General features: G+C 48.7%; 17 protein-coding genes, 3 tRNA genes and 1 pseudogene. 13 read left to right on the top strand and 8 right to left on the bottom strand.

The genetic code is table 11. The annotated features are described in order from the left end of the window. Positions 1 to 13 precede the first annotated feature (13 nt). Entirely contained in the window at positions 14 to 1,651 is a 1,638-nt protein-coding gene (locus tag ABEB26_RS22195; RefSeq protein WP_345724272.1) for a DAK2 domain-containing protein, read from the bottom strand. Further along, positions 1,623 to 2,099, bottom strand: coding sequence for an Asp23/Gls24 family envelope stress response protein (locus tag ABEB26_RS22190; protein WP_012187925.1), 477 nt, complete (start codon positions 2,097 to 2,099; stop codon positions 1,623 to 1,625). Before ABEB26_RS22190 ends, ABEB26_RS22195 begins: the two co-directional genes overlap by 29 nt. 146 nt (positions 2,100 to 2,245) lie before the next feature. Between ABEB26_RS22190 and rpmB the strand changes: the two genes are divergently transcribed. From rpmB to ABEB26_RS22175, 3 genes are all read left to right on the top strand, one after another. Then, on the top strand, positions 2,246 to 2,596 hold the full coding sequence (rpmB, locus tag ABEB26_RS26990) for a 50S ribosomal protein L28 (protein ID WP_486348323.1): 351 nt from the start codon (positions 2,246 to 2,248) through the stop codon (positions 2,594 to 2,596). Positions 2,597 to 3,079: 483 nt separating this feature from the next. Continuing rightward, positions 3,080 to 4,138 (top strand): sigma-70 family RNA polymerase sigma factor, encoded by a 1,059-nt coding sequence (locus ABEB26_RS22180; RefSeq protein ID WP_041303858.1) that lies wholly within the window; start codon positions 3,080 to 3,082, stop codon positions 4,136 to 4,138. 182 nt (positions 4,139 to 4,320) lie between these two features. Then, positions 4,321 to 5,106, top strand: a complete 786-nt coding sequence (locus ABEB26_RS22175; RefSeq protein WP_345724271.1) for a hypothetical protein — start codon at positions 4,321 to 4,323, stop codon at positions 5,104 to 5,106. 45 nt (positions 5,107 to 5,151) lie between these two features. On the opposite strand, the gene ABEB26_RS22170 is transcribed toward ABEB26_RS22175, so the two are convergent. Next, positions 5,152 to 6,603 (bottom strand): outer membrane protein assembly factor BamB family protein, encoded by a 1,452-nt coding sequence (locus ABEB26_RS22170; RefSeq protein WP_345724270.1) that lies wholly within the window; start codon positions 6,601 to 6,603, stop codon positions 5,152 to 5,154. Between the two features lie 68 nt (positions 6,604 to 6,671). Further along, positions 6,672 to 8,183, bottom strand: a complete 1,512-nt coding sequence (locus tag ABEB26_RS22165) for a helix-turn-helix domain-containing protein (protein ID WP_345724269.1) — start codon at positions 8,181 to 8,183, stop codon at positions 6,672 to 6,674. Positions 8,184 to 8,497: 314 nt separating this feature from the next. Between ABEB26_RS22165 and ABEB26_RS22160 the strand changes: the two genes are divergently transcribed. From ABEB26_RS22160 to pnuC, 4 genes are all read left to right on the top strand, one after another. Beyond that, positions 8,498 to 9,931, top strand: a complete 1,434-nt coding sequence (locus ABEB26_RS22160) for a DUF1986 domain-containing protein (RefSeq protein WP_345724268.1) — start codon at positions 8,498 to 8,500, stop codon at positions 9,929 to 9,931. Positions 9,932 to 10,223: 292 nt separating this feature from the next. Further along, complete coding sequence (locus ABEB26_RS22155) at positions 10,224 to 10,994, top strand: slipin family protein (RefSeq protein WP_345724267.1); 771 nt, start codon at positions 10,224 to 10,226, stop codon at positions 10,992 to 10,994. Between the two features lie 8 nt (positions 10,995 to 11,002). After that, entirely contained in the window at positions 11,003 to 12,007 is a 1,005-nt protein-coding gene (locus ABEB26_RS22150) for an AAA family ATPase (RefSeq protein ID WP_345724265.1), read from the top strand. Positions 12,008 to 12,015: 8 nt separating this feature from the next. Further along, the gene (gene pnuC / locus ABEB26_RS22145) at positions 12,016 to 12,648 is read left to right on the top strand and encodes a nicotinamide riboside transporter PnuC (RefSeq protein WP_345724264.1); all 633 of its coding nucleotides are present in this window, start codon (positions 12,016 to 12,018) and stop codon (positions 12,646 to 12,648) included. 38 nt (positions 12,649 to 12,686) lie between these two features. Here the strand turns inward: pnuC and ABEB26_RS22140 are convergent. The 4 genes from ABEB26_RS22140 to ABEB26_RS22125 form a co-directional block, all read right to left on the bottom strand. Beyond that, positions 12,687 to 12,762 (bottom strand) — tRNA-Arg (locus ABEB26_RS22140). A 60-nt stretch (positions 12,763 to 12,822) separates the two neighbouring features. Continuing rightward, positions 12,823 to 12,914 (bottom strand) — tRNA-Ser (locus ABEB26_RS22135). A gap of 25 nt (positions 12,915 to 12,939) precedes the next feature. Next, positions 12,940 to 13,015 (bottom strand) — tRNA-Arg (locus tag ABEB26_RS22130). 143 nt (positions 13,016 to 13,158) lie between these two features. Beyond that, positions 13,159 to 15,168 carry a 3-keto-alpha-glucoside-1,2-lyase-like domain-containing protein gene (locus ABEB26_RS22125; RefSeq protein WP_345724262.1) on the bottom strand — a complete coding sequence of 670 codons (2,010 nt, stop codon included), beginning with the start codon at positions 15,166 to 15,168 and terminating at the stop codon, positions 13,159 to 13,161. A gap of 184 nt (positions 15,169 to 15,352) precedes the next feature. Between ABEB26_RS22125 and ABEB26_RS22120 the strand changes: the two genes are divergently transcribed. The 6 genes and pseudogenes from ABEB26_RS22120 (at position 15,353) to ABEB26_RS22095 (ending at position 18,824) form a co-directional block, all read left to right on the top strand. After that, on the top strand, positions 15,353 to 15,826 hold the full coding sequence (locus tag ABEB26_RS22120) for a hypothetical protein (protein WP_345724261.1): 474 nt from the start codon (positions 15,353 to 15,355) through the stop codon (positions 15,824 to 15,826). 155 nt (positions 15,827 to 15,981) lie between these two features. After that, entirely contained in the window at positions 15,982 to 16,377 is a 396-nt protein-coding gene (locus ABEB26_RS22115) for a hypothetical protein (RefSeq protein ID WP_345724260.1), read from the top strand. An 83-nt stretch (positions 16,378 to 16,460) separates the two neighbouring features. After that, complete coding sequence (locus ABEB26_RS22110) at positions 16,461 to 16,955, top strand: hypothetical protein (protein ID WP_345724259.1); 495 nt, start codon at positions 16,461 to 16,463, stop codon at positions 16,953 to 16,955. A gap of 8 nt (positions 16,956 to 16,963) precedes the next feature. Further along, positions 16,964 to 17,443, top strand: a complete 480-nt coding sequence (locus ABEB26_RS22105; RefSeq protein ID WP_345724258.1) for a hypothetical protein — start codon at positions 16,964 to 16,966, stop codon at positions 17,441 to 17,443. Between the two features lie 110 nt (positions 17,444 to 17,553). Further along, positions 17,554 to 18,459 (top strand): annotated as a pseudogene (locus tag ABEB26_RS22100) (IS982 family transposase). A 29-nt stretch (positions 18,460 to 18,488) separates the two neighbouring features. Continuing rightward, complete coding sequence (locus ABEB26_RS22095) at positions 18,489 to 18,824, top strand: hypothetical protein (RefSeq protein ID WP_345724256.1); 336 nt, start codon at positions 18,489 to 18,491, stop codon at positions 18,822 to 18,824. Positions 18,825 to 18,843: the final 19 nt, after the last annotated feature.

The raw sequence follows: 18,843 nt of genomic DNA, 5'->3' as shown, positions 1-18,843 counted from the left end.
ACGGGGCTGTGTATCACTCCGCAGAGAGAATGTAATCATAAAATGGTTGTCCGCCGTTTTGCACCTCAACATCAAGCGCCGGGTAGGTCGCATTGATTTTGTGGGCTAGTGCTTCAGCCTGTTCCGCCGAACATTGTTCGCCATAATAGATGGTAACGATCTCATGATCGTCTAAATCCATCCGTGCTAGAATGCGATCAATCACTTCGTCGGGCTGATCGCCAGATTCAACCAGTGCGCCGTTGAGCAAGCCAATCGTCTGGCCGTCGCGCACTTCAACATCATTAACCGTAGCATCGCGCACGGCGGTGGTAATTTCTGCCGTGGTAATATCTTTGATCGCGCGGCTCATGGCCTGCACATTATCGTTTGCGCCAACTGCATAATTAAAGGCAAACATCGCCGCCATACCTTGGGGCACGGTTTTGGTTGGAATCACATGCACAACTTTTGTGGTTACTTGCTGGGCTTGTTGCGCTGCCAAAATCACGTTGCTATTATTGGGCAACACAATCACCTCTGGCTGCGGCAACTTATCGATGGCCGTGACCAAATCTTGGATCGAAGGATTCATAGTTTGGCCGCCTGTCACCACCTCGCCCACATTTAATGATTCGAACAGCACGCGGAAGCCTTGGCCTGGTGCAACCGCGACCACTCCAACATCGCTGACTGGCTCGTCGAGCTTGACGCGGGCTGGTTGGCTGGCTTGTTGCGCTTGGGCCGCATGCAGATCGCTGCGCTGTTTATCCATATTGGTGATTTCAATTGCCCCAAGGCTGCCCCATTGCACGGCATAATTCAGCGCATCGCCAGGCCGTAGCGTGTGCAAGTGCACCTTGACCAAGCGCTCATCGCCGACGGCCACCACCGATGTGCCCATCTCGGCAATCGTGCTGCGCACATCTTCGTAAGGGATATTTTCGCCTTGGATCATAAAGTTGGTGCAATAGCCAAAATCATCATCGCTATGAATGTCGTCAAACGCCATCGCCAACTGATCGACAGGTGCAACTCGTTGTTCAAGTTGTTCGCCCCGCGCAAAAGCCTGTGCACCCTCAAAGAGCAGATACAAGCCTTCGCCACCAGCATCGACCACGCCTGCATCACGTAACATTTTCATGAGGTTGGGCGTATTATCGACCGAAACTCGCGCACCTTTAACAATCAAATCCAGAACTTCATGCCAATTCATTTCGGGCTGAAATCCGGCGCGAGTGGCTTCGCTAGTTTCGCGAATAACGGTGAGCATCGTGCCTTCGACTGGCTTGATCACCGCTTTGTAGGCAGTGGTAGCGGCCTGTTCAAGCGCAGTTACCAGAATTTCAGGCGTACAAACCTGCTGTCCGGCCATGCCCTGCGAAAGTCCGCGCAGAATTTGTGAAAGAATCACGCCCGAGTTACCGCGAGCGCCCATCAAAGCCCCGCGATAGACCCGTTCAGCCACCACCGCAACTGAGGCATCATTCTGAACATCTTTGAGCGCCGCTGTCAGCGTAAGGTTCATGTTGGTTCCGGTATCGCCATCGGGCACAGGAAACACATTTAGGGCGTTGACAGTCGCCACATTCTGGCTAAACCATGCGGCGGCTGCGCGGAGTACCGCCAACAGCCGCGTACCATCAATTTGATTCTTCGGTGCGCTGTCCACGCAGACCTCCCATTACGCCAAAACGTCGCCAGCGGCTGGGCTGGCCTTCGGTTGCATCTTTTGGTTCTTTATCAGCTTGTTCGATCCGTAAGCCTTGGACATGCACATTGACCGTGATATTGGCCTCGCCGAGTGCATGCACCACAGCATATTGGACGCTTTCCATAATATTACGGGCAACTGTGGCAATCCGCGTGCCATACTCGATGATCACAAACAGATCAACTGTAATTGCCTCGGTACTCACTTGAACGTCTATGCCTTTATATTGATCTTCTGGTCGCAAGACATGGGCGACACTATCGCGTAAATTGCGCGGGGCCATGCCCACAACACCGTAGCACCGCACAACCGCCCCGGCTACCACAGTAGCAATGGCGCGAGAATGTACTTCGATGCGTCCAGCGTCATTTTGGCGCACATTCGCGAGACTTGTTTTCTCGTTCACTCGAACAGTCCTCGCAACTAGATGGTTCGATGGTCGGCGCTCACGAGCGTCCGGTTTTGATGAGAATAGCGCGGAACCAACCGCGCTACCGCTTTATGATACCCGATTATGCAAGAGCTAGCATATGCCATAATTGGCTGCTGCCCATGGCCAAACTACCATTGCTGTTGACTATTGCTAGTTGTAACGCCAGCTTAAAACAGCCTGCTCTGAACGAATTAAAAAAGTTGCATCAGAGCGCGTCCTATGGTATAGTCAGCGGGTACAGCCACCAAGGGTGGCTCTTTTTAAGTCTAAACTACGGAGGTCCGCCCATGGCAGTCTGCCAAATGACGGGGAAAAAGCGCTCCTTCGGCCACAATGTGAGCCACGCTAAAAACCGCACCAACCGCTCATGGAAACCAAATATCCAATGGGCTATGGTTGAAGTTAATGGCCAAATGAAGCGAATGAAAGTTAGCACCCGCTATATTCGCACCATGTACAAAGATCGCTAATGACTTTTTCACCGCAGAGGTGCGTTGCGGCAAGTAACCTCGGTTTTGACCGCAACGCATTATAGCGGATAGCTATACCCTTTGCAATAGTTTTTAACCATTATTTCACCTCTCTTTTTGACACCTAACAATCAATGTAATCCTGCAAAGCATACTATAGTCCCATTGTACACTAGCACTTTACTCCTAACCTATGAAGAAACTTTGAACATCTTTAAACTACCCCTTTTGGCTTATTGATCTTGACGAATCTCTTGCTATACTATACTTGTTATACTGTAACTGTAAGAATTACAGTTCGTGGCGTGGTTTTTGCTTAGCACAATCCAAATGGTAAGCAGCCCACCACAATCCATCTGCACATCCAAGCTTACCAGACGTAACGTAGTAGATTGCATAGAGAATCCTGCGGGTTCAATAGATAGCTTTCGTGCGCCGCCAGCAGCGAAAGCCATAGTGGGCGTAGCCCAGCGAGCGTGGACGATGACAAAGTATGAAACGATGAATGTAGCAAAAAACCAACCGGAACTCGAAGATGCCCCCGAGGGCTGGGAGCTTGAGCCGGGTTTTAATGATGAAGACGTAGAATTAGCAATTGTAAACCTACGCCGCAAGAAAACGCTCTATTCCGAGGCTGTCGAAGATTCAGTCCAGATGTATTTGCGTGAAATCGGCGAGGTTGAGTTGCTCACCGCCGAGGAAGAAATTACGCTGGCCAAGCAAATTGAAACCGGGCGCAAGGCGGAACATCAGTTGCAAACCGAGCAGTATGCAACCTGGGATGAACGTACCGCCCTCGAACGCCGCGTTGATTTTGGTAATGAAGGCCGCCGCAAGCTGACCCAAGCCAATTTGCGCTTGGTTGTAAGCGTTGCCAAAAAATATATTGGCAATCATATGTCGTTCATGGATTTGATCCAAGAAGGCAATATCGGCCTGATGCGGGCGGTCGAGAAATTCGATTATCGCAAGGGTAATCGTTTTTCAACCTATGCCACATGGTGGATTCGCCAAGCAGTTACGCGTGCGATCGCCGAGCAAAGCCGCACCATCCGCTTGCCAGTCCACTTGAGCGAATCAATTGCCCAAATGCGCCGTGTCGCTTACCAGCTTGAGCAAGCCTTGCAACGTGAAGCAACGCCTGATGAATTGGCCGATGCCCTGGGCGTAAGTTTGCGCAAGGTCAAGCGTATGTTGAATGCTTCGGTTCAGCCAGTGTCGTTGGAGCAACCAATTGGCAAAGAAGGCCAAGGCCGTGTTGGCGAATTTTTGGCCGACGATACCGATGAAGCCCCACTTGAGCAGGCCACCCGCATGATGTTGCAAGATGAATTGGCCGATGCGCTCTCGCAATTGCCCGACCGCGAACGCCAAATCTTGTTGCTGCGCTATGGCTTGGCCGATGGTAAACGCCGCACACTCGAAGAAGTTGGCGCTGAATTCGGGATTACCCGCGAACGAACCCGCCAAATCGAAGCCGAAGCGATGCGCCACCTGCGCCAACCCAATGTTGGTCAACACCTGCGAGCCTATCTTGATTAATCGCTAATTGACGTTGGTTCAATCGCCCTCGCTGCCATTTTGGTGGCGAGGGTCTTTTTTTAAGGTCAAGGGCTGGGGGTCATTAATTGACTGTCGGTGATCGGCTTGCAGGATTTGGCTGAGCAATGCTTAATCGGGCTGCTGGTATAATCGCATTCTCAAATTAATCCATGGAGTATCCAATGAGTGAATTACGCGGCTTTTCGTTAAGCCAAGAGGAATTATTTGTTTGTTTGATTGTGGCCGATTTGCCCTTGCCGCTGGGCTTTGACGATTTGGCCAATCAAGTCTTTGGCGATTTGCCTGAGCAATATCAACAATACCTGCTAGGGGCCGCCGAACGCAGTTTGATCGCCCACGGCCTGCTCGAATTAACCGATGATCAACCTGTTTTGGAGCCGATGGTGGCCGAGTGGTTGAGCATTGTTAGCCAGCCAAGCCAAACTTGGGTGATTTTGCATCAGCCTGCTGGCCAAAAACAGCAAGCAAACTATATTCATCATGCCAAACAACAATACCTTTTCCATCGCGGCCAAGGTGGCATTCACCAATTGATTGCCCTACCCCACACACGTGAGATTGTGCAGGCAGCGCTCGATATTATTGAGCCAGCCGAGGTTGAAGTAGCCGAAACGCTAACCGGAAGCTTGAGCGAAGCAGTTTTTCGGAGCATCGCCAGCATGCGCACGATCAAACGTGAACAGGTGGTTGAGCAGTTGCAGGCTGGTGGTTTAACTGCCAATGTGGCTGAAGCATTTGGCCAGAGTTTCGAGCAATTGCGCTCAATTAGCGCCTTAGCGCTCTTGCAAAATAAACCAGAAACTAGCGTGCAACAAGCCTTTACCTTGGTCTGTGGCGAGCAACAACAATGGTTGCTTGTGCCCGAAGCTGAAGGTTCGTTGTATGTACGTAATCTTGACCTCAACTCGCTGGTTCAGGTATTGCACAATTTTGCTCACCCGCAATAAGTCAAGCAAAAGCCCCTTGAACAAACTCAAGGGGCTTTTTGGTTTTTAGCGCGTTAGCGTCCACAAACTTTCGCCAGTCCGTAAATTGGTCATTGCCAAACCGTCGCTGGTCTGAATCAGCAAAGCATTGCCGGTTCGAGTTAATACAGGTACTTGACCAATAAACATCTGTTGTTGGAACGACCAGCCAACCGTGCCATCTTGGCGTTTGAGTAATTGCACCCGTACCAAATCATCAATTTCGGGGTCGAGCCAGCCAAAGATCATACCCTCACCAGGGACAACAACCCCTTGAATTTTACCGCTGCCACTCCACTCATGCGATTCACCAAGGTCGTCAAGCCGCCAAATGAGTTCAGCAGTTTGGGCATTGATCGCTAAAATGCTGACCGTATTGGTGCCGCGCTGCTTGACTGCCGAAACATATAAAACATCATTATCAAAACCCAACGGGGTCAGCGCATAATCGGTCAAACTATACATAACAACCTTGCGTTCAGCGGTAATAATCGCGATATGTTGCTCAGCCCCAATCGCCAAACTATCACTACTATTGGCAAAGCGTTGCTCACTACCGCGAAAACTATAGTAAAACGCCTCATCCAGCTCAACACTCCAGCGCTGCTGCTGATCAAGCCCAATCGCTGAGAGCGTAATTGGCTCAGGATCACTTTGTAAGCGCAAAATTCCATCGTTGTTTAGCGGATCAGCAATCCATTCCACTTGTTCGGTCCAATCGTTATTCAATTGGATGGCTTGGCGCTGTTCGCCAGTTTTCAAGGCGTAGCAAACTACAAACTCTAACGATTCAGCATCACGTTCAGTTCCACATAATTCATCACCAAGCCGCACCAAATCACTGGCATAGCTCGCTTCCAAGGTTTTTTGCCATCGTTGGCTGCCTGTTTTCAATTCATAGGCCGTCAAAATATTATCGTAAGTCTGAATTACCAAGAGGTCATCAGCAATAAATACCATTGGTGGATTACTTTGGAGCCGATCAGTTAAGCGGGTTTGCCAGCCAAATGTGCCATCTTGACTATTAAATAAGCGAAAATCGCGTTCTTTAATCACTGCTACATACTTATCAAGGGCAACCAACTCATAGGATTCGCTGCCAAGCTCAGTTTGCCAAATTGGTTTGCCATCAGCGCCATCGAGCAAGGCCATTGAATATTTGTTATTGCTGGTGATTTGAACCAAAAGTTCATTCCGCTCGTCACCATTGCGATCATAGGCTAATTGGGTTGAACTATAGAGCACCGAGCCTGCAATCGCTGGTTCATTTGCCCCACTCCCACCAACCACTGCCGTTTCCATTTGCGATGAGACTTGGGTAATGCTCGATTCAAAGGCCTCGTTCATCACATTATTGACGAAAAAATAAATCCCACCACCAATCCCGAGCGTTAGCACGAAAATAATCAGCAATACTGGAATACATGAGGAACGATCCTGCCGATAGGGCGACATATTCGGATTCCATTGATTCGCCATGGTTGGCTCCTTAGTCCAAGTAATCCTTCAACTAGCCCAAGACCGTTGTGCGCCGAAGTCAATCGCGATTACAGCTTGACAGGCTGCATCACTTGGCTCTGCAACCAATCGATCACACAATCTTTGTTGCGCTCGCGGCTACTCAAACGCTCCCAGTAGTTGAAAAAATGTTCACGGAATGATTGGGCAATTGTCCGATCATGAATAATAATATTGACGTTTTCGCGACCATCTTCAGTATCAGCTGCTTGCCACGATTCCAAAATCAAGGTTTGACGACCTTCGACCTTCCACGCTACTGGAAAGTAGGCTGGATCAATCGCATCAACGATCGCCAGTTGATAATTTGGATAGACTTGCAAGAGCCAAATCACATGACGCAACCATGCCAAAGCCTCGGCTACTGTCAACTGACTTTGCGGCTGATCACGTAGCCAATCGTCGGCAGGCAGTTCGCCATGGCTCAATAAACGCAAAATTGCGGTTTTGGTAACAACATGACGCGCCTCGTGCTGACGATCTTGCAAAAATTGCTCAAATAAATGGACACGTTGGCGATGGTGATCTAACAGTTGCTGACACCACACTTCCAAATGGGTCTGTTCTTGCAGTGAACGCACTAAGGGCGCTTGCAAAATCCGTTGAATACAAGCGTTGCGAATTGCAATTGGCATCGATTGAAAACTAAGACCTTCTTTTAACAATAATTGAGCGCCATCCTCGACCTCAAATTGCAAGGCCAAGGCTTTGAAATCTAACGAACGTTCGGGATACACTTCGAGCAGCGGTTGGGTCTGCGAACGCATGGTGGTAGCAAATTGACTAATTAATGGATAATGCGGGCTATCAGGGGGAAAGAAAAAGCCACTATCAACATGTTTGGATTGGCGACTGCCAAACAGCCATAACGCCCCTTGACCAGGCACAATAATCACATCGGCAGGCGCACCAGGCAATACATGGTTGGGAAAAAGATAGGGCTGATATTTGCCGCGATAGCCCAGCATCGAAAGCATCCGGGCAATTAATTCAAACCGATGTTGATTTTCAATCCGCAAGCGCCAGAGATGCACCACATTCCAGCCAGCGTGCAAGGCTTGGCGTAAAGCTGCTCGCCATGGCACCGCCAATTCAGGAAATACCGTCAATGGGTCATGCTCACTTTGAAAGGTCACGACAATTTCAGCCCCAGGCCATGGGCTTTGCTTGGCGGCGGCGGTCACCATGGCAATCGCCTGCAACAGGATCGATTGGACACCTTCTAAAACTGCACCTTTATTGGCAACCGGCAAGAGGGCTGGGTCAAGTTTAGGTGGCTCAGGCATCAAGCCTGCTTGGGCGGTGGTCAGCACTTGACTAATTGCTTGCTCAGCGCTTGCGGCCAAACTGCCCTCGCCCAACCCCAAGGCTCGCTCGTAGGCATGTAAAAAGGCGCTGGTTGGCTTGGAAACCCCAGTTTCGACAGCTGAAATATAACCTTTGGTATAGCCGACCAGCCTGACCATCTCGGTTAGTGAAATCCCACGTTCTTCGCGGAGTAGACGAAGGTACGACGTACCTTGCTTGGATTTGCGTCCCACAGGCAGTACCTCGGTGAACCCAGATGGCTGAGCCGGCCACAAGGGTTCAACAATTGATAGGTTGATGATTGGCAACGACGATGTTGAGGTGTGCGCCTTCGCGCTTCTCCGGCAGTGTTATTGCTTGAGCCACGTCATGAAAAGGCCGTAATCATCAAACAATCTAACAAACAATCTAGTTGATTCAAACAATTTCGTCAATTATAGTAGGTTGTGTGTTAAAAAGTTTTTACTTGTTGAGCAAGCATGCTTTGCTGGGACACGGCTTTGGCTCAATAACACAACATCGTTTGGTCTGTGCATAAGGAGCTATCATGGAACGATCTGGACGCTGGACAATTCGTCGGGTACGGTCTGCGGTCATTGCAACGGTGTTGAGCACATCAGTATTGTTGGGCGGCTACGCTGCCTCAGCCAAAGACAACAAAAAAGTCGAAGTTTATCCGCTCCCTGTTGTTGACGAAAAGCAACCTGGTTCCGAACAATTGCCCCCACCAGATAAAATTGTCGGTGGCTCGGCGGCTACTGCTGGTGAATTCCCCTGGCAAGCTCGGATAGCTCGTAACGGTAGCCTGCATTGTGGTGGCTCGCTGATTGCTCCCCAATGGGTTTTGACCGCTGCCCACTGTGTTCAAGGCTTCTCGGTATCATCACTCAGCGTGGTGATGGGCGACCACAACTGGACGAGCAACGAAGGCACTGAACAAAGCCGCACAATTGCCCAAGCAGTTGTTCACCCAAGCTATAGCTCATCAACCTACGACAACGACATTGCGTTGTTGAAACTGAGCAGCGCTGTTACCCTCAACAGCCGTGTTGCCGTGATTCCCTTCGCTACTAGCGCTGATAGCGCTTTGTATAACGCAGGGGTGATGTCAACCGTCACTGGTTGGGGTGCATTGACCGAAGGTGGCTCATCACCAAGCGTCTTGTACAAAGTGCAAGTGCCTGTAGTTTCAACCGCTACCTGTAATGCCTCAAACGCCTACAACGGCCAAATCACTGGTAACATGGTGTGTGCTGGCTATGCTGCTGGTGGCAAAGACTCCTGCCAAGGCGATAGCGGTGGTCCATTCGTCGCTCAAAGCAGCGGCTCATGGAAACTCAGTGGTGTTGTCAGCTGGGGCGACGGTTGTGCCCGCGCCAACAAATATGGCGTGTACACCAAAGTTTCCAACTACACCAGCTGGATCAACAGCTATGTCGGTACGGTAAGCCCAACCAGCACGCCAGTGCCAGGAACTCCAGTACCAACCAGCACGCCAGTGCCAGGAACTCCAGTGCCAACCAGCACCCCAGTACCAGGTGGCAGCTTGCAAAATGGTGGCTTCGAGAGCAGCGCTAACTGGGTTCAAAGCTCAACTGGTGGTTATGCAGTTATCTCAACCACCCGCCCACGCAGCGGCTCATACAGCGCCTTCTTAGGTGGCTACAACAGCGGCACCGATAACATCTATCAAAGCGTGACGGTTCCATCAAATGGTGTATTGCGCTACTACTGGTACATGAGCACCCAAGAAAGTGGCAGCACCGTCTACGACCGCTTGTATGTTCGCCTCTACAACAGCAGCGGCTCGTTGATCACCACGTTGCGCACGTGGAGCAATGCTAGCACCAAGAACACTTGGACACTGGACACGATTAGCTTGTCGGCCTACGCTGGCCAAACCGTGCGCGTCCAATTCGTTGGCACCACCGACAGCAGCTTGACCACCTCGTTCTTTGTGGACGATGTGACCCTGCAATAGGCCAACGCTTGATCAAGAATCCATCGCAAGCCCTAGTCTACCTCGGTAGATTGGGGCTTTTTTTATGGCCAACTGTTTGCTATGCTTAAGCTGATGAGCTTAGGCTTGTTGGTCGCGTAGCAGCCAAGCAATTGCCACTCAGGCTTATCACTTTGGAACATCAGGTTCGATTCCTGACCCGTTACACGCTTATCCACTATTGTACCTGCAAAAGGCTCTGCAAAGCTACGGGCTTTCCGCCAATTGCGGCATGTGGGGCGGCGTGTAACATCATTTTTGAGAGGTAGATCGTATGGGTGATGATGTTTTGGGTTTAATTGTTCTGTTGTTGATTCTTATCACGATCACTGCAATCCGTTTCTTTCCAGCTAGCACAATTTATGAGCATGAACGTGGCTTGCTCTATAAACATGGTAAGTTTCAACGGGTGCTTGAGCCTGGCAAATACCGCTTTATGCGTAATGCTTATGAGATCTCACAGCTCGATGTGCGCCCAAGTTCGCTCAGTTTGAGTGGCCAAGAAATGTTTAGCGCCGATTTGATCAGTGTTAAGCTCAATTTAGTGGCTAATCTCCAAATCGAGCAGCCTGATCGTTGGACGCATAGCCATGCCAGTGCTCAAACGGTTGTCTATAATGAGTTGCAGGTGGCCTTGCGCGGGGTGATCGCTGGCTATACTCTCGATCAACTCTTGGCTGATCGCAGCATGATCGCACCCCAAATTTTAGCACTGGTGCAACCCAAGGCCAACGCGCTTGGTGCAAGCATTCAAACGATTCAAATCAAAGATTTTAGTTTGCCAGCCGAGTTGAAACGGGCGGCATTACAACAAGCTAAAGTCCAACGTGAAACCGCCGCCGCACTTGAGCAAGCTCGTGGCGAGCAAGCTGTGCTACGTAGTTTAGCCAACGCTGCCCGCATGCTTGAGCGCAATCCAGCCTTGATGAATTTGCGGGTATTGCAAGCGCTCGATAGCAACAAGAGCAATACGATTGTGCTGCATGTGCATCAATCAAACAATGATCAAACAATTGATAGTGAATTTACCCAGCCTGAAGTTTAGGAAAATCTATGCGTGGTTTGACCCTCGGCAAATTTGCCCCCTTGCACAAAGGCCATCAACTGATGATTGAAACGGCGCTCAGCGAAGTGGCTGAGCTGCAAATTATCATTTACGATAGCCCCGAACAAACCAGCGTGCCATTGCCAGTTCGTAGCGCTTGGCTGCGTGAGCTTTACCCCCAAGCCCAAGTGATTGAGGCGTGGGATGGGCCAAGCGTGATCGGCAATACCCGCGAGATTCAGCAACTCCACGAAGATTATGTGATTCAGCAACTTGGCATTAGCAATATCAGCCATTTTTATTCGAGCGAATTTTATGGCGAACATATGAGCCAAGCCCTGGACGCAATCAATCGCCAAGTTGACCCGCCGCGCAACCAAGTGCCGATCTCAGCCACCCAAATTCGCAGCGATCCCTATCGCTATCGTGAGTTTTTGCATCCCCGTGTTTACCGCGATTTGATTATGAAAATCGTGCTGCTTGGTGCGCCCTCAACTGGCAAAACGACGCTCACCGCCGCACTGGCCGAAGCATTTAACACCCAGTGGATGCCCGAATATGGCCGCGAATATTGGGAGCAACATCAGCATAATCGGCGGCTCACACCCCCGCAATTGGTCGAAATTGCCGAGGGCCATCTTGAGCGCGAAGAACAGCGCTTGCTGGAAAGCAACCGTTATCTCTTTGTTGATACCAATGCCTTAACCACCTACCACTTTGCGCTAAGCTACCATGGCATGGCCGAGCCACGTTTGGCCCAACTGGCCGACCAAGCCCAACAGCGCTACGATTTGGTGTTGGTTTGCGATAGCGATATTCCCTATGATGATACTTGGGATCGCTCGGGCGAAGTTCAACGCATCATCTTCCAAAAACAACTATTAGCCCAATTACAGCTACGTCGCCAACCCTATTATTTAATTAGCGGCCCGCTTGAGCAGCGCATCGCCCAAGTGCAAAGGATATTACAACGCCATCAGCTTTATCACAATTTGCTTACCAACCCAGCCTGAGGTGTTTTATGGATTTATTCAGTTTCTTCGATATTAATACGATTGCCTTCACGCTCTTTGGCTACTCCATGAGCTATCTCGAATTAGTCGGCACGATCTTCAATTTATGGTCGGTTTGGTTGGTTGGGAGAGGGCGCATCAGCAACTGGCCAATTGGCTTAATTGGGGTGGTGCTCTTCTTCGTGCTGTTTTACCAAATTCAACTGTATGCCGATACTTTTGAGCAAGTTTATTACTTTTTCACTGGTATTTACGGCTGGTGGCATTGGTCGAAGCCCAAAGAGCAAGCCGCCAAACCGCGTTACAGCTCACGCAACTACAATCTACTAGCGCTCGGCATTACCGTGGTTGGCACGCTGATTTTAGCGTTGATTATTGGCAATCTTGATCAATGGCTGCCTGCCTATTTTCCTGAACCCGCGACCTATGTTTTAGTTGATTCGCTAACTACCGTGATGAGCTTTACGGCGACGATTTTGATGGCTCAACGGCGGATCGAATGTTGGTATTATTGGATTACGGTCGATGTGATTGCAATTTGGCTGTATAGCGTTAAGGGCACGTTGTTGGTTGCGCTGCTATATGCAATCTTTTTTGTGTTGGCCAGCAATGGTTGGCGTTTATGGCGCAAAGCCAGTTAAACAAAAAAACACCCGAAGGTGCTTTGATTATAAAGAAGTGGCGACTCCGGGGCGAGTCGAACGCCCGACCTTTTCCTCCGCAGGGAAACGCTCTATCCACTGAGCTACGGAGTCGCATTTTGCAATATAGCCTGCATTAAATAAAAAAAGCACGTTGGAGTGCTACCATGTTGGTGGCGGGAAGGGTGGGATTCGAACCCACGAAGGTTTTTACACCTTGCCGCATTTCGAGGGCGGTACATTCAACCGGACTCTGCCACCTTCCCTAGTGGGGTTTTGATTGTAAAGAAGTGGCGACTCCGGGGCGAGTCGAACGCCCGACCTTTTCCTCCGCAGGGAAACGCTCTATCCACTGAGCTACGGAGTCGCGTTGAGTTTGCGTTGCGTTTCAGCAACGTTTGAAAGTATAGCACAGCTCTTTTAATTTTGCAAATTTAGCGCTTGCCTGCAAGCAAACCCTAGATTGCCTAGCTTTCAGGGTTTGCTTGCAGATGCTTGATCAATCCGGTTCTAGTTTAAAGGTGTGAGCACAAACGTATTATTAAACAGGGCATTGCCTTCGCGCATAGCCAACCCAAAATAACCACCATGATACTGTTTTGCTAGCGGATGGCTTAAACAAGCTTGGCCATCCAGCGAAATCGTAATTCGATCATATTCATCATAAATGACTTTAAGCTTGTACACGACATCTTTGTGAATTGGGAGCTGACAACGCGCCAAGGGGACATCAGCATAGCGCACTAAGCCTCCCTTTGGATCAGGGTACTCAAATAAGCCTAGCTCGCCACCATTGTTGCTACTCATATAGACAATCAGCGCTTCCTTAGTCGCAGTATCAGTAGATTCGCTAGTATCACGAGATTCGCTAAACATGACCAAACCAGCTGTCGCTTGTTCCTGGGCTGGGTCGGCAACTAATAGGATCTCACTTTCAAACATAAACTGATCGGGTGTTGGAGTATTGGATAGATAAAACCCATTATCAATGGCTGAGACCAACAAACCACGCTTGATTTTCTGAGCGGCTAGGGCATTCACTGGCCACACAAGATCGCTAACCTGCCACGGTTCAGCCAAATTGGTGGCGAAGTTTTCAATCAATGGGGGCTGGGTGAGTTGGATATTTTTAAAGCTTGCCGTCGAATTATAAACACTCAATCCAACAAAACCTTCGATATAACTGCTATCCATCGTATAGTCAATCACGGTCTGCCCATTCAGCAGCACTTTGAGGTATGGGCCAATAAATTCTACCTGTAGCTTATAGGATTGATTAGGCACAATGAGGGTTTTGACGATTTGGATCGGCTGATAGGGGAATTTGAATAATTTAAGTTCGCCGCCATCAATCGTCGAAATGCCAACCCCATAACTACCATTGGTTGGTGCAAGTTTATCTTGTATGCGAAACAGCAAGGCAGCGGTTGCAGGCTGCTGCTCTGGATCAAACTGAATATCAGCACTCAATTGACCATTGGCGGTGTTGCTATCAGCAATATAAAAACTATCGCCAGCCCCAGTGCCCCGCACAGTATCAGCAATTTCAAGCCATGGGTCAGTCAAAGGCAATTTGACCCAAGGTGCTGTGAGGTTGGTTTGCACCGCGCTAGCCGCTAGCGGAGAACCTTGATTATACAAATAGATATGATCAAAGTCGGCGACTTCGTTATTGACCATGAAGCCAGCATAGCCAATGGTATTGGGATCAGGATCAGCTACGTCGATCATCAAATTACCGTCAACCCAAACCTTGATCCGTGGGTCGGGGGCTGGCGATACGGCAACTTTGAGTTGATACAGTTGGCCTGTTTGCACCTCCAATGGCACAAGCTTGATGATTGTGGCAGCCGAGTCAAATGTGAATAGCTTGACTGCTGGCTGGTCAGTTGGGCCTTTGGTAGTCAATACTACGCCATAGCCAGTTGCCTGTTCAGGATTAGCCAAAGCAGGGACGCGAAATACCAAACCAGCAGCATGTTCATTTCTATCAGGTTCAAGTGCATCGATCATAGCGAGTTCGGTTTCGAGCGTAAACAGATGCTCATGCGGGTTCTCAGCCAGAGCAAAACCAGTATATGGATGGGTAAACGCATCAGAAAAGAGCTTATAGCCCATTGCACTAAAACCATTAAACCACTGACCTTTAACCAAGTGCCATTGATCAACATTTGTATGGAGCATATTTAGCGGCTCAGCACATTCTTTTTGATAGTGATAGCCTTGATAGCTAAACCAGAGCCTGTAGACAACTGTTTCCGAGATTGGGAAGCTAATCTGATCTTTTGGTTTGGGTTCAATTTCCACATCTGGATGGATAATTCTTTGGTTGCTATAGCTAGCACCATAGAGGATATCCTCACAACGCTGTTGGCTAAAATCGAGTGGCGATCCGCTAGGAACAGCATTATTCGCTTGATCACTTGGACCTAATTGATTTCTGCGCCCAAGATATAAAAAACTAGCAATTGCCACTAAACCTAATCCAATGATGATTATCGAACGAACGTACTTAACCATAGATCTCTCCCATGCTGAAATCGGTCTCTCATTGAATATATGCTTGGATCAGTTCTACTATAACCCAATACGTTGATGGATCAGAAAAGTTTTTCATGCACCTTGGGCTTGTAACGCTGGTGTAACAGGGCTTTGCAATACTCCTTGCGAGCGAAGATTTTCAGGTTATCAAGGAGTCTGAGCTATGTATCATGTTCCTAACAACCCCAACATTCAATCATCATTCGAAAGCATTTTTGATGCATGTATTCAACGTGGGCCTGGGCTTGGTGTTTCGATTGGCGCAATCTATGGCTATTATTTCACCGCAGTCTATGGTCTGCTTGTGGCTGGTATTGTTGGTGGCATCGTTGGAGTTGTTGGGAGCGTGATCTTAGCAATCGTGATTTATTGTTGGCAGCAATTGTTTCAGCCACGTAATCTAAACTTATACCATCTGTATTGGTTTGCCCCATCGATTATTGTTTCAGGGTATAGCTTGGTTGGCTATGCTCTCCTTGCACAGCAAGCCAACTTGGGTGAATATTTCTATGAACTTTTGAGAAATATTACGGTCTCTAATCAATTGAGTAGGTTTGTGACATGGCCAAGTTTGATCATTACCGTCACGATGGTGATCGGTATCCCCATCATCCTCGATAAAAGTCAAACGTTATAAACCATGGCTTGTAACGCTGGTGTAACAAAGCTTTGCGATACTCCTTGTGAGCGAAGGTAATTTATTAGGGAGTATCGCAAATGTATCAAGTTGCTACGAATCAGATTGGGAAAGCCCATTTTAGGCTTATTTTCAATGAATGCGTTCGACGTGGTATGAAGCTTGGAGCAATGCTTGGCTCAGGTTATGGATTACTGGCAGGTTTAATTTTTGGCTTGCCAGTGGGCTTTTTGATTGGGCTAGCCGCAGGATTCATCGGCGGGTTTATTTTAGCACTGTGTATTTTTGCTTGGCGTAAATGGCTCAATCCATATACATTTGACGAACGCTATATCCGCTGGTTAGCTCCGTTGCCGCTCAGTACAACCTATATCGTCATTGCCTATCATGTAAATTCATTTGGCGATTTTGGCTGGTATCTTAAATTATTGTCCCGAAGTGTGACCGAATATAGTTTTTTGAGCATCTTTGTTAGTTGGCCATGTATTATTATGAGTATTACGCTGATCATCGTCATTCCTAGTATTCTCTTCGAAACCCAACCAACTTGATCGAACCGTGTAACAGTCCTGTAACATGGCCGCGAGATACTTCCGTTTAAGCGAAAAATCTGCTTTAATTGGGAGTATCTCAGATGAATCGTCAACAGAGTGATCTTCCGAAACCCAGCCTTGATCAATTGATCGATGATTGTTTTGGCTATGGCATCCGTTTAGGCACGATTATCGGCGGTATCTATGGTTTTGGGCTTGGTGCTGGATTTCATGTTTTTATTGGCTTGCCGGCAGCTATCATTGGCTTAGTTTATGGGTTATTCATGGGCGTGATTGGTAGCCCAATTGTGGCAATCATCATTTACAATTGGCGCAGATGGTTTGCGGCAAATTTTATCGGCAATCTCAGCTTATGGCTGGTAACGCCAATCATATTAAGCAGTTTGCACTGCCTCAGTTGGTATCCATTCTTTGCGGCTAACTACTCGTTGATCGAATATATTGGCTTGTTTTTCGGTCGCGAAACTCAGCTGTTTTACTTTTATATTTTTATTCGCTACCCCAATTGGCTGATGAGTTTCTTTTTGCTATTATTCTTACCATTATTTTTAGATAGCATCGACTCGATTGAATAGGAGAGGTTATGCTTCAACCCACACTTTCGGCCTACCCTAAGCCCAAGCTCTGGACGATCAGCAAATTTAGCCTTGGTTTTGGCATGGCAATTGGTTGCTTAGCTGGGGCAGCCTATGGTTTTTGCCTCAGTTTACTCGGAATTAGCAGCCCCCTATTTTTGCCCGCAGCAGCTTTGGCGCTGGGCTTTGGGGCGGTTTTTGGGTTAGGGCTGGGTTTAGCCGAGGGTTTAATCTTAGCGCTTGGCATTTATAGTTGGCGACGTTGGCTCGACCCACAGCAACAAGCCGAAAAATGGTTGGTTTGGTTATTACCAGCTCTGATCGTTGGCATTCTATTTGGCGTTCGCTGGCTGATGATTCAAGCTGATCCGAGTGATAGCGCTTTGTGGCCTTTGATTTTGCACCCCATTGCGATTGTGATCAGCGGCGGGTTGGTACGCTTGGTCTTGCCAAATCTGCTCAATGAAACCACCAGCGAATACCTTTAGTTCAATATAATTGACGCCTGATGTGAGTTATGACGAACGCGTCGCTTGACAAACAAAGACGGAAGTCCCACGATGGAAGTGCTTACCCACCATCAACAGGAGTTCCGTCCATGGCAAGTATAGCATTTTCTGACCTGATTACGATCGTCTATGTGCTCGTTGACGATTGGTATCAATCGTCAACCTAGCACGCTATGCCAGCCGTGCCTGGACCAGCGCCAGCATTGGCACCAAGCGAGGTGTTAACGATTCTCTTGGCCATGGATATCGTCCCTTTTCCTAGCGAAACGGGCTTCTTAGGCTTTCTGCGGGCAACCCATGGTGATTTGTTTCCAACCCTGCCCCATCAAAGCCAATTCAATCGCCATGCCCGACGGCTCCGCAGCCTGCTCGAAGCATTGCGCCAGTCGTGGCTCCATTCATGGGCGCTGATCACCCGTCCACAGGTCATTCTTGATACCAAACCCATTCCGGTTGTTGGGTATACGCGTTCGAAAGGTCGGAGTGATTTTGCAGGCAGTGCCACCTATGGATACTGTGCCAGCCGCAAATTGGCCTATTTTGGCTATAAACTGGTCATGCTGACGACCCTCGACGGCATTCCGGTCGCCTATGATCTCGTGCCAGCCCATACCGATGAACGAGCGGCTGCAGACGCAATTCTGGATCAGGTGACCAATGCCGATATCTGGGCCGATAAAGGCTTTCTGGGTGCAGCGTGGCAACAATCGGTTCGGGACACAACGGGGAATCGTATCTGGACAGCCAAACGCCAGCATCAATCACCCAATCCCGTTGTCTTTGATCGCTTGATCGGATCGATCCGGGAACGGATCGAAGGAACGTTTCATGAACTCCAAAATACGGGACGGAATGTCGAGCGCTTGTTGGCCAAAACCGTTGACGGATTGGCGACCAGAATTGCCACAAAGGTGACCCATCTCGTCTTGAAGGCCGTGTTGCGTGCGCGATTTGGCATCGATGTACTCACCTTTACGGTAATCAAGGAAGTCTAACTCACATCAGGCGTAATTGAGTAGTTGAAATGCAAGAGCCAAATTATCATGTGCCAAGCACCGTTAAGAAACCGAAACGTGGCATTATAATATTATCAATTTTAGATCTTTTAAACACAGGCATCTTTTGCATTGGCTTTTTTTCAATTATCGGTGGAGTTGCATGTAGGATAGATCGCGAAGGCATATGTCGGGTTGCGTTATCACTAGGGCTATTGATTAGTGGTATCTTCTCTCTATCATTGTTGGTGATTGGATTTATATGCCTTGATGACACATCAAAATTGATGCGTTGGATGACGCTTGGTATACCACTCATCCCAATCCTTTTTGTGGCTAGTATATATCTGCCAACCTTATTCTAATAGCCAAAAGCGCTACACT

Source organism: Herpetosiphon gulosus, from assembly GCF_039545135.1.
Classification (GTDB): domain Bacteria; phylum Chloroflexota; class Chloroflexia; order Chloroflexales; family Herpetosiphonaceae; genus Herpetosiphon; species Herpetosiphon gulosus.
This window is presented reverse-complemented; position numbering and strand designations above follow the sequence as displayed.

Bases quoted from the DNA above. Each gene is read 5' to 3' on its own strand.
- rpmB (WP_486348323.1), top strand. From the start codon at position 2,246: ATGGCCAAACTACCATTGCTGTTGACTATTGCTAGTTGTAACGCCAGC.
- ABEB26_RS22180 (WP_041303858.1), top strand. From the start codon at position 3,080: ATGACAAAGTATGAAACGATGAATGTAGCAAAAAACCAACCGGAACTC.
- ABEB26_RS22175 (WP_345724271.1), top strand. From the start codon at position 4,321: ATGAGTGAATTACGCGGCTTTTCGTTAAGCCAAGAGGAATTATTTGTT.
- ABEB26_RS22170 (WP_345724270.1), bottom strand. From the start codon at position 6,603: ATGGCGAATCAATGGAATCCGAATATGTCGCCCTATCGGCAGGATCGT.
- ABEB26_RS22160 (WP_345724268.1), top strand. From the start codon at position 8,498: ATGGAACGATCTGGACGCTGGACAATTCGTCGGGTACGGTCTGCGGTC.
- ABEB26_RS22155 (WP_345724267.1), top strand. From the start codon at position 10,224: ATGGGTGATGATGTTTTGGGTTTAATTGTTCTGTTGTTGATTCTTATC.
- ABEB26_RS22150 (WP_345724265.1), top strand. From the start codon at position 11,003: ATGCGTGGTTTGACCCTCGGCAAATTTGCCCCCTTGCACAAAGGCCAT.
- pnuC (WP_345724264.1), top strand. From the start codon at position 12,016: ATGGATTTATTCAGTTTCTTCGATATTAATACGATTGCCTTCACGCTC.
- ABEB26_RS22125 (WP_345724262.1), bottom strand. From the start codon at position 15,168: ATGGTTAAGTACGTTCGTTCGATAATCATCATTGGATTAGGTTTAGTG.
- ABEB26_RS22120 (WP_345724261.1), top strand. From the start codon at position 15,353: ATGTATCATGTTCCTAACAACCCCAACATTCAATCATCATTCGAAAGC.
- ABEB26_RS22115 (WP_345724260.1), top strand. From the start codon at position 15,982: ATGAAGCTTGGAGCAATGCTTGGCTCAGGTTATGGATTACTGGCAGGT.
- ABEB26_RS22110 (WP_345724259.1), top strand. From the start codon at position 16,461: ATGAATCGTCAACAGAGTGATCTTCCGAAACCCAGCCTTGATCAATTG.
- ABEB26_RS22105 (WP_345724258.1), top strand. From the start codon at position 16,964: ATGCTTCAACCCACACTTTCGGCCTACCCTAAGCCCAAGCTCTGGACG.
- ABEB26_RS22095 (WP_345724256.1), top strand. From the start codon at position 18,489: ATGCAAGAGCCAAATTATCATGTGCCAAGCACCGTTAAGAAACCGAAA.